Here is a 12749-nt window from a genome sequence, read left to right as displayed (position 1 = left end):
GGCGTGGGACAGCAGGCGTGGGACAGCAGTGACGACGACATGCGTGAGACAGCAGTGACGACAATGGGGATGTGCAAAACAACAGCCGGAAGAAGCCCGCGATGACCGCCTCTCCAGAGCGGCGCGACGAACTGCTCGCCACCGCCGCCGAGGTGTTCGCCGCCCAGGGCTACAACGCCACCACCGTCCGCAGGATCGCCGACGAGGCGGGGATCCTCGCGGGCAGCCTGTACTACCACTTCGACTCCAAGGAGTCGATGCTCGACGAGATCCTCTCCGGCTTCCTGGACGAGCTCTGGGCCGGGTACGACGCCGTGCTCGCGGCCGGGCTCGGCCCCAGGGAGACCATCGAGGCACTGGTCACCGAGTCCTTCCGGGAGATCGACCGGCACCGCCCGGCGGTCGCGATCTACCAGAAGGAGTCCAGAGCCCTGTCCGCCCAGCCGCGCTTCGGCTACCTCGCCGACTCGCAGCAGAAGTTCGAGAAGGCGTGGCTGGGCACGCTGGAGCGCGGGGTCAGGGCCAAGGTCTTCCGCGCCGATCTCGACGTCCGGCTCACCTACCGCTTCGTACGCGACACCGTATGGGTCGCCGCGTCCTGGTACCGGCCGGGCGGGCAGCACAGTCCCGAGGAGATCGCCCGCCAGTATCTGTCGATGGTGCTGGACGGGATCGCCCTGCGGGACTGACATGGATACAGCCGTCCGATGAAGGAGCAGCAGCCATGGCCGAGGCCTACATCGTCGAAGCCGTACGGACGCCGGTCGGCAGGCGCGGAGGCGGGCTGTCCGCGGTCCACCCGGCCGACCTGGGCGCGCACGTGCTGAAGGCGCTGATGGAGCGTACAGGCGCCGACCCCGCGGCCGTCGAGGACGTCGTCTTCGGCTGCCTCGACACGGTCGGGCCGCAGTCGGGAGACATCGCGCGGACGTGCTGGCTGGCGGCCGGCCTCCCCGAGGAGGTGCCCGGCGTCACGGTCGACCGGCAGTGCGGCTCCTCGCAGCAGGCGCTGCACTTCGCCGCCCAGGGCGTCCTGTCCGGCACCCAGGACCTGGTGGTCGCGGGCGGTGTGCAGAACATGTCGCAGGTGCCGATCGCCTTCGCGAGCGGCCGGGCCGTCGAGCCACTGGGCCTGACCGGGGGCCCGTTCGCCGGCTCCGAGGGCTGGCGGGCCCGCTACGGCGACCGGCCCGTCAGCCAGTTCTACGGCGCCGAGCTGATCGCCGAGAAATGGGGCATCTCGCGGCAGGACATGGAGGAGTTCGCACTGCGCTCGCACCGGCGTGCGGTACGGGCCGCCGACGAGGGCCGGTTCGACCGCGAGCTGGTGCCGTACGCCGGTGTGACGGCGGACGAGGGACCGCGGCGGGACACCTCGCTGGAGAAGATGGCGGGCCTGAAGCCACTGGTCGAGGGCGGACGGCTGACGGCCGCGGTCTCCTCCCAGGTCTCCGACGGCGCCTCCGCGGCGCTGATCGCCAGTGAACGGGCGGTACGGGAGCACGGCCTCACCCCGCGCGCCCGGATCCACCATCTGTCCGTACGCGGCGAGGACCCCATCCGGATGCTCTCCGCGCCGATCCCGGCGACGGCTTTCGCCCTGAAGAAATCCGGGATGCGGCTGGACGACATCGATCTGGTGGAGATCAACGAGGCCTTCGCGCCCGTGGTGCTCGCCTGGATCCAGGAGACCGGCGCCGACCCGGACAAGGTCAACGTCAACGGCGGGGCGATCGCCCTCGGCCACCCGTTGGGTGCGACCGGTGTGAAGCTGATGACCACGCTGCTGCACGAACTGGAGCGCACCGGTGGCCGCTACGGCCTCCAGACGATGTGCGAGGGCGGCGGCCAGGCGAACGTCACCATCATCGAGCGCCTCTGACCGTTCCGTCCCTGGAACAGCCGAGCACCCGGCCACCAAGGTTGGCCGGGTGCTCGCGCAGGCGAGAGATTCAGCGGCGGCCCAGGGCCCGAACCGTCCAGCCGGCGTTGCGCCAGCGGTCGGCACTGAGCGTGCCGCGGCCGTCGATGACGTTCGGGCTCGCGACGCGGGTGACGAGCCGGTGGGGATCGACATGGCTGAATTGGGGCCACTCGGTTAGGTGCAGCAGCAGGTCCGCGTCCTCGGCGGCGGCGATCGGGTCGTCGGTGTAGTCGAGTTCGGGGTAGAGCTTGCGGGCGTTGTCGAGGGCCTTGGGATCAGTGACGGTGACGGTCGCACCGAGCTCGTGGAGTTTGTGGGCGACGGCGAGGGCGGGCGAGTCGCGGATGTCGTCGGTCTCGGGCTTGAAGGCAGCGCCCCAGACGGTGATCCGCTTGCCCATGAAGTCGCCGTCGCACTGTTCGCGGGCCAGGTCGACCATGCGGTCGCGACGCCGGGCGTTGACCGCGTCAGCCGCGCGGAGGATCGCGACGGCCCGGTCGGCGCCGAGCTCGCCGGCGCGGGCGATGAAGCCTCGGATGTCCTTGGGCAGGCAGCCGCCGCCGAAGCCGAGGCCGGGCCGCATGCCGCGACGCCCGATGCGAATGTCGTGGCCGAGGACCTCGGCGAGCTGTTGGACGTCGGCACCGGAGGCTTCACAGACCTCGGCCATCGCGTTGATGAACGAAATCTTCGTGGCGAGAAAGACGTTCGCGGAGCCCTTCGCGAGTTCGGCGGTGGCCCAGTCGGTGACGATCGTCGGCGTCCCCGCTTCAATGATCTTCTCGAAGCACTGCCGCAGCACGGCTTCGGCCCAGGAGCGCTCGTTCCGGAAGCCGAGGACGAGCCGGTCGGGACGGAGGGTGTCCTCGACGGCGAACGACTCGCGCAGGAACTCCGGGTTCCAGGCGACCTCGACCGCGTCGCCGGCCGGGGCGAACTCGTGCAGGAACTCGGCGACGCTGGGTGCGGTGCCGACCGGGACGGTGGACTTGACGGCGACTACGGCCGGACCGCTCAGACGGGGGGCGAGCTGGCGGATCGCACCGAACAGGTGGGTGAGGTCGTAGGTGTCCTGGCCTGGCTGCTGCGGGGTGCCCACCCCGATGAAGTGCAGGTCGGCGAACTGGGCGGCTTGGGCGTAGGAGGCGGTGAACTTCAGCCGGCCGCTCTGGGTGTGCTTGGCCAGCAGCTGGTCCAAGTCGCGTTCGAAGAACGGGGCCTTGCCCGAGTTCAGCGTGGCGACCTTGTCCATGTCGGCATCCATGCCGAGGACCTGGTGACCGAGTTCGGCCATGCAGGCCGCGTGGGTGGCGCCGAGGTAACCGCAGCCAATCACGGTGAGCTTCACGAGCGGATGTCCCTTCGGTTGGTGCCGCCAGCGGCGGCCCCAACCCACCTCCGCCCGGAAGGGCGGGGAGGTCAGGCAGGCCCGGCGGCCAGATAGCGGTGGATCCCGTCCCGGATGAACGGCGGGATCATGAGGATGTCCAGGTGTTCGGGGGCGAAGAACTGGAGCTTGACGCCCTCGGTCAGCGGCAACGTCGCCTCGTCGCCGTCCCAGGTGCCTGCGAAGAACGTGATCAGCTGCCCGGAGCCGTGTTCGTCACGGATCTCGAAGAGCTCGATCGGGTCCTCGACAGCGAGCCCAGCTTCTTCATCGAGTTCGCGGACGATCGCCTCGGCGGAGGTCTCGCCGTCGTCGGTGCCGCCGCCCAACAGGCTCCAGTGGGCGGGCCAGGCAATGTGCGGCCGGTCATCGCGCAGATGCATGAGGAGGTCTCCGCGCCGGTTGGCGATGATCGCGACCGCCCCGCGGGCGGGGACCGGCTCCTCGGGGCTGGGGGTGTCGAAGTGCATGGAGACACCGTAGTAAGGGACTTGGGGATCATGCCGCAGCCCTCACCATCTGGTCCGAGAACCAGGCCGCTGCCAGCAAAGCCTGCATTCGGGTGCGGTCGAACCGGCCGCCGGACTTCAGCCCGCCTTCCAGCAGCGGCCGAAACGAGGCCGGGGCCTCGGCGAGCGCGGTGTGGATCTGGGCATCGGCCCAGGCCGCGAGCGGCCCGTTCAGCCATGCGGGGACCGGGCTGGCGAAGCCGAGCTTGTCGCGGCTGCCCCAGACCTCCCTCGGCAGGCCCAGGGCCTTGGCGGCGTCCCGCAGGATCCGCTTCCCGGCCGCCGGGTCGGCGATCTTGTGCTCGACGGGGAGGCGGTAGGACAGCTCCACCAGCTCCCGGGCCAGGTAGGGGGATCGGCGTTCCAACGCGTAGGCGGAGGCGAGTTTGTCGCTAGTCATCACCAGCGGCCGCCACGCCGTCGCCAGGTCAGCGAGGGTGAGAGCGCGGGCCAGGTCACCGCCGGACCGGCTCATCGCGTCCGAGACCAGGCCCCGGATCCGGCCCTCGGGATCGGGGCCGCGCAAGGCGAGCCGGTTGACCGCCTCGGCCGGATCGAGGTACTGGCCTGCGGCGTGCAGCAGCTTCGCGGCCAGCGGCCGGTATGCCTCCAGGCCCGCCCCCAGAACGGCATCCGGGCCGAACAGGACCAAGGCATGACGGACATAGCCCATCAGGAACTCATCCGGCCCCAGCCCGCCGATGGCGACCTTGAGACCCAGATCGGAGACCTTCCGGTAGGCCATGTGCTCGGAGAACGTCGACGCATTGCCCATCGGGTAGTCCAGGGCGGACATCATGTGCGGCAGGAGCGTGGTGAAGTCGAGGTGGTCCGGCTCGACCACGACCAGCTCGGCCCCGATATCCCGCGCGATGACGGCCGCGACCTTCGACTCGTCCAGACGGTCCTGGCCCCGGTAGCGGACGGTGACGCAGACCGGCGGCCGCATCAAGTAGGCCAGCACCGAGGAGTCCAGCCCGCCGGACAACAGCAGCGCGAAGTCGCAGGCCGGAGCCCTCAGCGGCACCTTCTCGGCGAGCACGGTCGAGTAGTCCGCGAGTGCGGCCGTGTAGTCGCCGTCGAAGGGCTGCCGGTCCTCCAGCCTCCACCAGGTGTGCTGCTCGAGAGATCCGGTAGAGACGTCGAAGGACAGCAGGATGGCCGGGGCCAGCAGCTGGATGCCCTGGAAGGGAGTGTCGACGCCGACCGGCGTCTCGATCGCCAGCATCTCGGGGCGGAGGACCAGCGGGGCACTGCCGTAGCCCGTCAGGGTGGTGACCTCGGAGGCGAACGCGAGCCGGCCGCCGTCCAGGCGCCAGTAGAGCGGCTTCTCACCGAGCCGGTCCCGGGCCAGGAACAGCCTGCCGACGCGCGGGTCATAGACGGCGAGGGCGAACATGCCGTCCAGTCCGTCCAGGCAAGACGGCCCGAGCTTCGCCCAGGCCCGCAGCACGAAGTGCGCGTCCGACTCCCGCTCCACGAGCGGGATACCCCAAGCCTGCGACTGCTGGCGAAAGTTGTAGATCTCACCGTTGAAGGCCAGCAGCACCCCGCTCTCGCGGTCGAGGTAAGGGCCGGGGTGGGCGAGCGGGTCGACGATCAGCAGCGTGTTCATCGCCAGCACCGCCCGCCCGTCCGAAGCGGCGGCGTGCATCGTGCCGTCCGGACCGCGGTAGTGCTGAGAGCGGCCCATCGCTTCGACGGTCCTCTGGTGCCAGCTGGCATCCGGTCCGGCCAGCCCTGCGATTCCGCACATCTGGTTCACCCCCGAGTGTGAGTGGTGCCTTGGCAGCGGCCGCTGCCGGAAGGAGTTCACCCAGTCCCGGCAGCGACCTGCGCCTTCATCACAGCGGTCGGGACACGTCGCGGGCAGGGCTCGCAGGGGGGCTCACAACTCGCGGGCGCGGTTCACCGCGGGCCCCGAAGGCAATACCCTCGGTGACCCAACGCGCGTGAGGCGTACGGCTCTCCGTGCCCAGCAGGGATTCGCGTACGACTGAAAGTGCTCAGTTCGTTCGCGTACCACTTCTGTGCCCAGCCATGTACGCCTCGTGCGCGCAACGCTCCAGTACCCGGTCAAGGGGGACGTCGTGGCATCGACCGTCCGCCGGCCCCGTCCGCCCAACGCGGACCTGGCCCGGCTCATCGAAGCCTCCGGTGCGAGCCACAAATCGCTGGCTCTGCGCGTCAACCAACTCGCCCACCAAGCCGGAATAGAGACCGACTACTCGCATACCTCGGTGGCGAACTGGTGCCGGCGCGGGATGGTGCCTAAGGGGGTCGTGCCCCGCCTGCTGGCCCAGGCCATCGGGGAACGACTGGGACGGCCCGTCCATCCCACCGAGATCGGTATGGGCGAGGCAGAGACAACAGACACGAACATGGGGTTGGATTTCCCGCGAGATCCCGCCGACGCCGTCCGCGTCGCCACCTCGTTCTGGAGCTCCGTGAACCGCCGCGACTTCCTCACCCAGGCTGGATCCGGTTTCGCCGCATCCGCGTTCACCACCCCCGTTACCCGCTGGCTGGTCACCCCCGCCGACGAAACTGCCGACCACCAGGGCGGTCAGCAGGTCGGCCGCCCGGACCTGGACGAACTGCGTGACGCCGCCGACGATGCCCGCCGCTGGGACTCGAAGTATGGCGGCGGGAACTGGAAGGCCAACTCCGTCACCGATTGCCTCGAATGCCGGGCCGCCCCTCTGCTGCAGGGCACCTTCTCCGACGAGGTGGGCCGCGAACTGTTCTCCGTGACCGCCGAGCTTTCCAGGCTTGCCGGGTGGACCGCCTTCGACGTCGGCCAGCACGATGCCGCCCAGCGCCACTTCATCCAGGCCCTTCGTCTGGCCCGGGCGGGCGGCGACGTCCAGCTGGGCTGCTATGTCTTGACCACCATGGCCATGCAAGCCCTGATGCGAGGCTTCGCGAGCGAGGCCGTGGACATGGCCCAGGGCGCCTTCGAACGCGCCAAGCACGACACCGTGCCGCGGGTTCTGGCCTTTACCAAGCTCATCGAGGCCAGGGCCCATGCCCGTGAGAACGACCCCAGGGCCGCGTCACGGTCCCTGGCAGCCTCCGAGGACCTCCTGGGCCAGGCGAAGGCGGATAACGGCGACGAGCCCGCCTGGATCGACTTCTATGGCCATGCCCGCCTCTCGGCTGACGCCGCCGAGGTCTTCCGCGATCTGAAGAACCCCAAGGCCGCCCTCGCCTGGAACCGGCAGGCCGCCGCCATGGCTCCAGGGGTGTTCACCCGCTCCGTCGGCATGCGGCTCGCGATCGTGGGGACCGCCCACTTGCAGGCCCGCGATCTCGACCACGGCCTCGAACTCGGCAACCGCGCCGTGGACATCCTGGCCCGTGTCCAGTCCAGCCGGGCCCTGGACTATGTCCGCGAATTCAACACCGCCCTCGCCCCGTGGCGACGCGAGCCGGCCGTCCGCACGTTCGTCCACCGCACCCGCTCCGAACTCGGCGTCGCCGCCTGACCCTCGCCCATCCACCTCGACCTGCCCGATTCGCACGCACCTCTCCGCTCCGCTCACAACACGTACTGCTGCCGACACGAAGATTCATTGGGAACACATCGCAGCGTCGACGAGGCTCACGTGACCGCCGACAGCGAGCGCAACGTATGCCGCGCCTCGTCCATCACCCGGTCGACCAGCTCCGCGCACGACGGCAGATCGTCGATGAGCCCGGCGACCTGGCCCGCGGCCATCACCCCGAGATCGGTGCGGCCGTCCACCATCGACGCCTTGAGCAGCATGGGGGTGTTGGCGGCCAGCAGGACCTGGCCCCAGCCGAGGTCCCTGCCGTGCTTCATGGCCAGCCCGTCCCGGACCAACCGGGCCCAACTCAGGCCGGAGAGCTTCCGGTATGACGCGGCGTGCCGGACGGCGCGCAGCAGGGCGGCGGCGCGGCCGGAGTTCTCCAGCGAGTCGACGAGCTCGCTGCGCAGCATCCGGTGCGGAAGGCCGTCGACCTTCGTTGTCACCGTGATGTCCCGGACGGAGGCCTCCAGATAGCGGGCCTGTACGGCGGCCGGGACCGTGCTGTCCGAGGTCAGCAGGAAGCGGGTGCCCATCGCCACCCCGGCGGCCCCGTACGCGAGCGCGGCCACCAGCCCGCGGCCGTCGAAGAAACCGCCCGCCGCGATCACCGGGATGTCCACCGCGTCGACGACCTGCGGGAGCAGCACCGTGGTGGCGACCTCGCCGGTGTGGCCGCCGCCCTCGCCGCCCTGCACCAGCACCGCGTCCGCCCCCCAGGCAGCCACCTTTTCGGCGTGCCGCCGGGCGCCGACGGACGGGATGACGACGACACCCGCGTCCTTGAGCTCGGCGATCAGCTCCCGGGAGGGGGCGAGGGCGAACGAGGCGACGCGTACGCCCTCGTCGATGATGACGCGCACCCGTGTCCGGGCGTCGCCGGCGTCCGCCCGCAGATTGACGCCGAACGGCGCGTCCGTACGGGACTTGACCTCCCGTACGGCGGCTCGCAGCCGGTCGGGAGCCATGGTGGCGGAGGCGAGGATGCCCAGCGCGCCCGCCTGCGCGGAGGCGGAGACCAGGCGCGGGCCGGCGACCCAGCCCATGCCGGTCTGGACGATCGGGTGTCTGACGCCGGTCAGTTCGGTCAGGGGCGTCGTGATGTCGAGGCATTCCCCAGTGGGGTCGGTCATGACCGGACCTCCCGGTCGCGCAGCCGCCGCGGGTCGATGACCTCGCGGATCAGCCGCAGCTCGTCGGCGGTCGGCTCCCGGGTGCGGGGGACCGGGTCCGGGAGGGCGAGGGGGAAGTCCGTTGCGTCGAGCACCTGTTCGACAGAGACGCCGGGGTGCAGGGACGCGAGGCGCATACGGTGGTCGGGGGTCTCGAAGTCCAGTACGGCCAGATCCGTGACAACGCGCGGGATGCGGTGGAAGCGGGTTGCCGACGGCCCGGCCGCGGCCGCGCGGTCGTAGCCCACGCCGCAGACCATGTCGACCCGCTCGACGAGGACCCGCCGCGTATGCCGGGGCACCCAGTAACTCGTCGGGTTGTTGAGGGTGTTGACCGGGGCGCCGCGGACACCCAGCAGCTGCCGGGTGGGCGTGGCCCAGTCACCGATGCAGGAGATGTTCTGGTTGCCGTACCGGTCGAGCTGGCCGGCGCCCATCATCACGTGCCGCCGCCCGCCGGTGACCATCGCCAGATGCCGGCGGTAGGGCAGCCAGCCCTCCACCACCTCCGTTCGGCCGCCCAGCGCCGGGACATCTCCGAGGAGCAGCGCCTCGCCGTCCGTGAGCAGCAGCTCGGGGGCGAACGTGAGCCGCGCCAGCCGGGCGCCGATCGTGGGGACCGTACCCATCGGGCTCGCGAGGATCTCCCCGTCGCCGCGCCAGGCCTCGGCGCAGGCGACGACGCAGTACTCGGCGCGTGTCGCGGAGTTCGTGCCGGCGGTCATCGCTGCTCCTCGTGCCACGCCGCCACGGCGGACTGGTAGTCGGGTTCGTTTCCCGACAGGAAGCGGTCGGTGAAGGCCTGCCAGGCCGCGGGGTCGGCGGCCGCGGTCGCGTACGCCTGCTGGAACGGCTCGTCGCGGTCATAGTCGGGGGCGCACGAGGTGAAGTGCGCGCCGTTCGGGGCCTCGATCACGCCGGTCACACACGCCCGGTTGACCAGCAGTGTCTGCGGGCCGCCCGCCTCCAGCAGCTTTGCGCTGTCGACGACGCGCTCGCAGGAGAGGTAGGCAGCGGCGGCCGCCTCGCAGAAGAGGTCGTCGAAGTACGGGTCCAGGCCCAGGTACTGGCCGTTGCCGCGGGGGTCGGCCCGGTTGAGGTGGACCAGCGCGGCGTCCAGCTGAAGCGCGGGCACGGCCACGAGCTCCTCGCCGTCCTCGTACGGCGAGATGACGGTACGCAGACCGGGGTTGACCCGCATCACGTCCGACCCCAGCCCGGCCCGTACCGGCAGAAACGGCAGCCGGTGGGCCGCCGCGGTCAGTCCCCACATGAACATCGCCTCGTCCAGCTCCATCAGTTCGAGGGAGCCGCGCTGCCGCGCCGCCCGGAAGTGCGGCTCGAGGGGGATCGAGTCGAGCGTGGCGAACGCCGTGACCACCTTGCGGATCTTCCCGGCGGCGGCCAGCAGCCCGATGTCCGGGCCGCCGTAGGAGACAACGGTCAGGTCGGTGACCGGTGAGCGCAGCAGCGCCCGCACCAGCGCCATCGGTTTGCGCCGTGAACCCCAGCCTCCGATGCCGATCGTCATTCCGCTCTCCAGACGTCCGGCGACCTCCTCGGCGGTCATCCGCTTCTCCCTGATGTCTTCGCTGTCCTTGCCCTCCATGCACTCCTTGCTCTCCTCGCTCACAGCGACTCCCTGCTGCCGAAGGCGTTCCGGAGGCGGTCGGCGACCGGGCTGAGGCCGGCTTCGAAGGTGAAGCCCTGCTCGAAGCGGTAGCTGCGGCGCACATCGACCGGGTCGATGCCGTTGATGGCGGCCTTGGCCAGCCGCAGCAGATAACCGTCCTTGGCCGCGATCTCGCGCGCCAGTTCCAGCGCGGCCTCGGCCAGTTGGTCGCGGGGGACGACCCGCCACACCGAACCGTGCCGGTACAGCTCCCCGGCGGTGGCGGTGCGGGAGGTGTAGTACAACGCGCGCATCAGGTGCTGCGGGACCAGCCGGGCGAGATGAGTGGCCGCGCCGAGTGCGCCGCGGTCCAGCTCCGGCAGCCCGAAGGTCGCCTCGTCGCTCGCCACGATCGCATCGGCGTTCCCCACCAGCCCGATGCCGCCGCCCAGGCAGAAGCCCTGCACGGCCGCGACCACCGGGACCTCGCACTCGTAGACGGCGGCGAAGGCCTCGAAACAGCCGCGGTTGGCGCCGATCAGCGCCTCATGGTTCTCGCCACGCCGGATCTCCTTGATGTCGACGCCCGCGTTGAAGCCGCGGCCGGCGGCCGTCAGCACCACGCAGCGCACCCGGGGATCGCGGCCCGCGGCGCGTACGGCGTCGGCCAGGTCGTACCAGCCCTGTACGGGGAGGGCGTTGACCGGCGGGTAGTCGACGGTGACGACGGAGATGCCCTGCGCAGGGTCCGAGGTGGAGACACCCATGAGCGGATCAGCTACCTTTCCACCAAACATTTGTTAGGTGGGACGGTAGCAGCGGTCCGGGCGCTGCGGGAGGTGCGAGTTGAGCATCACGCTGGATCTGGACGGGCGGGTCGCCGTGGTCACGGGCGGCACGCGCGGCGTCGGTGCGGGGATCGCCCGCGCGTTGCTGCAGGCCGGGGCGGACGTGGTCGTCTGTGCGCGCAGGCCGCCGGAGCGGCCGGTGGAAGCGGACGGCCGCCGGGCCGAGTTCGTCTCGGTCGATCTGCGCGACGCGGACGCGGTGAGCGGTTTCTTCGGGCAGGTCGCCGCGGGGCGCGGCCGCCTCGACGTCCTGGTCAACAACGCCGGAGGGACGCCTTACCGGGTGCTCGGCGAGGGCGGCGCCGCCTGCCACGCCCGGGTGCTGGGACTCAACCTCGTCGCGCCGCTGACCGCCTCGCTCGCCGCGTACGAGACGATGCGGAAGCAGCGGAGCGGTGGCTCGATCATCATGATCGGCAGCGTGAGCGGGTCCCGCCCCTCGCCGGGTACGGCCGCCTACGGCGCCGCCAAGGCGGGGCTGGAGAATCTCGCCCGCTCCATGGCTGTGGAGTGGGCGCCGGCCGTACGGGTCAACACCCTCGTCCTCGGGATGGTCCGCACCGAACTCTCCGCGCTGCACTACGGGGACGAGGCCGGGGTCGCGGCCGTCGGCAGGACCGTGCCGCTCGGGCGGCTCGCCGAGCCCGCCGAGGTCGGCGACGCGGCGGTCTTCCTCGCCTCGGGCCGGGCGGCGTACATCACCGGAGCCGGCCTTCTCGTCCACGGGGGAGGCGAGCGTCCCGCCTTCCTCGACGCCGCGACCGCCAACAAGAGCGGCACCGCCACCACATGACCCTCAAGGAGCTTGATATGTCCGGAATGTGCAGCGAGCGGGTCGTCGTCGTCACGGGAGCGGGACGGGGGCTGGGGCGCGCGCACGCCCTGGCCTTCGCCGCCGAGGGAGCCAGGGTCGTGGTGAACGACCTGGGCGTCGGGCCCGACGGCGCCGGCAGCGCGGCCGGGCCCGCCCAGCAGGTCGTGGAGGAGATCCGCGCGCTCGGCGGCCAGGCCGTGGCCGACGGCGGCGACATCGCAACCACCAGCGGAGCGGCCTCCGTCGTCGCCACCGCCCTCGATGCCTTCGGCCGCCTCGACACCCTCGTCAACAACGCGGGCTTCCTCCGCGACCGGATGCTCGTCAACCTCGAGGAGGACGACTGGGACGCCGTCATACGCGTCCACCTCAAGGGCCACTTCCTACCGCTCAAGCACGCCGCGGCGCACTGGCGGGCAGAGGACAGGGCGGGACGTACGCCGCGAGCGCGGGTGATCAACACCAGTTCGGGCGCGGGCCTGCTCGGCAGCGTCGGCCAGGGCAACTACGCCGCCGCCAAGGCCGGGATCGTCGGCCTCACGCTCGTCGCGGCGGCAGAGCTGGGCCGCTACGGCGTTCAGGTCAACGCCATCGCCCCGGCCGCCCGGACCCGTATGACCGAGCGGATCTTCGCCGGCTCCATGGCCGCGCCGGGCGAGGGGGCCTTCGACGGCATGGCACCGGAGAACGTGTCGCCGCTGGTCGTCTGGCTCGGGTCCACCGCCTGCGCCGGTGTGACCGGCCGCGTCTTCGAGGCCGAGGCGGGACGTATCACCGTGATGGAGGGCTGGCGCCCCGGCCCCACCGCCGACGCGGGCACCCGCCGGACCCCGTCCGAAGCGGGCGCCGCCGCGCTCGGGCTGCTCGCCGGCTCGGAGCCACCAGGGGCGGTGTACGGGGCGCGCTGACCCACGGCCGGGGGCGCGGGTCAG

The 12749-nt window shown here is 71.1% G+C and carries 12 protein-coding genes; 5 read left to right on the top strand and 7 right to left on the bottom strand.

The window, feature by feature from the left end; genetic code table 11:
* The first annotated feature begins 101 nt into the window (after positions 1 to 101).
* Together ABZW18_RS17430 and ABZW18_RS17425 are read left to right on the top strand one after the other, a co-directional pair.
* Positions 102 to 689 (top strand): TetR/AcrR family transcriptional regulator, encoded by a 588-nt coding sequence (locus ABZW18_RS17430; RefSeq protein WP_356188169.1) that lies wholly within the window; start codon positions 102 to 104, stop codon positions 687 to 689.
* A gap of 35 nt (positions 690 to 724) precedes the next feature.
* Positions 725 to 1882, top strand: a complete 1158-nt coding sequence (locus tag ABZW18_RS17425) for an acetyl-CoA C-acetyltransferase (protein ID WP_356188167.1) — start codon at positions 725 to 727, stop codon at positions 1880 to 1882.
* A 70-nt stretch (positions 1883 to 1952) separates the two neighbouring features.
* On the opposite strand, the gene ABZW18_RS17420 is transcribed toward ABZW18_RS17425, so the two are convergent.
* The 3 genes from ABZW18_RS17420 to ABZW18_RS17410 all read right to left on the bottom strand — a co-directional run bounded on the left by ABZW18_RS17420 (position 1953) and on the right by ABZW18_RS17410 (position 5513).
* Complete coding sequence (locus tag ABZW18_RS17420) at positions 1953 to 3272, bottom strand: UDP-glucose/GDP-mannose dehydrogenase family protein (RefSeq protein WP_356188165.1); 1320 nt, start codon at positions 3270 to 3272, stop codon at positions 1953 to 1955.
* A 71-nt stretch (positions 3273 to 3343) separates the two neighbouring features.
* Positions 3344 to 3781: an NUDIX domain-containing protein gene (locus ABZW18_RS17415; RefSeq protein ID WP_356188163.1), complete on the bottom strand. Its 438-nt coding sequence runs from the start codon at positions 3779 to 3781 to the stop codon at positions 3344 to 3346.
* Positions 3782 to 3809: 28 nt separating this feature from the next.
* The gene (locus ABZW18_RS17410) at positions 3810 to 5513 is read right to left on the bottom strand and encodes an asparagine synthase-related protein (protein WP_356188161.1); all 1704 of its coding nucleotides are present in this window, start codon (positions 5511 to 5513) and stop codon (positions 3810 to 3812) included.
* 397 nt (positions 5514 to 5910) lie between these two features.
* Between ABZW18_RS17410 and ABZW18_RS17405 the strand changes: the two genes are divergently transcribed.
* Positions 5911 to 7308, top strand: coding sequence for a sporulation protein (locus tag ABZW18_RS17405; RefSeq protein ID WP_356188159.1), 1398 nt, complete (start codon positions 5911 to 5913; stop codon positions 7306 to 7308).
* 116 nt (positions 7309 to 7424) lie between these two features.
* Here ABZW18_RS17405 and ABZW18_RS17400 read toward each other — a convergent pair whose 3' ends face one another.
* The 4 genes from ABZW18_RS17400 to ABZW18_RS17385 are packed head-to-tail and all read right to left on the bottom strand — an operon-like array spanning position 7425 to position 10922.
* Positions 7425 to 8474: a nitronate monooxygenase gene (locus ABZW18_RS17400; protein ID WP_356188271.1), complete on the bottom strand. Its 1050-nt coding sequence runs from the start codon at positions 8472 to 8474 to the stop codon at positions 7425 to 7427.
* Between the two features lie 26 nt (positions 8475 to 8500).
* Positions 8501 to 9268: a CoA-transferase gene (locus tag ABZW18_RS17395; RefSeq protein WP_356188157.1), complete on the bottom strand. Its 768-nt coding sequence runs from the start codon at positions 9266 to 9268 to the stop codon at positions 8501 to 8503.
* Positions 9265 to 10152 (bottom strand): CoA-transferase, encoded by an 888-nt coding sequence (locus ABZW18_RS17390; RefSeq protein WP_356188269.1) that lies wholly within the window; start codon positions 10150 to 10152, stop codon positions 9265 to 9267. Before ABZW18_RS17390 ends, ABZW18_RS17395 begins: the two co-directional genes overlap by 4 nt.
* A 20-nt stretch (positions 10153 to 10172) precedes the next feature.
* On the bottom strand, positions 10173 to 10922 hold the full coding sequence (locus ABZW18_RS17385; RefSeq protein ID WP_356188155.1) for an enoyl-CoA hydratase family protein: 750 nt from the start codon (positions 10920 to 10922) through the stop codon (positions 10173 to 10175).
* Positions 10923 to 11001: 79 nt separating this feature from the next.
* Between ABZW18_RS17385 and ABZW18_RS17380 the strand changes: the two genes are divergently transcribed.
* On the top strand, positions 11002 to 11796 hold the full coding sequence (locus ABZW18_RS17380) for an SDR family oxidoreductase (RefSeq protein ID WP_356188153.1): 795 nt from the start codon (positions 11002 to 11004) through the stop codon (positions 11794 to 11796).
* 17 nt (positions 11797 to 11813) lie between these two features.
* A complete protein-coding gene (locus ABZW18_RS17375; protein WP_356188151.1) occupies positions 11814 to 12725 on the top strand; it encodes an SDR family oxidoreductase in 912 nt (303 codons plus the stop codon).
* The last annotated feature ends 24 nt before the right edge of the window (positions 12726 to 12749 follow it).

Source organism: Streptomyces sp. NPDC004647, assembly GCF_040609575.1.
GTDB lineage: Bacteria > Actinomycetota > Actinomycetes > Streptomycetales > Streptomycetaceae > Streptomyces.
Note: the sequence above shows the minus strand (reverse complement) of the source record. Positions and strands in the feature narration are given on the sequence as shown.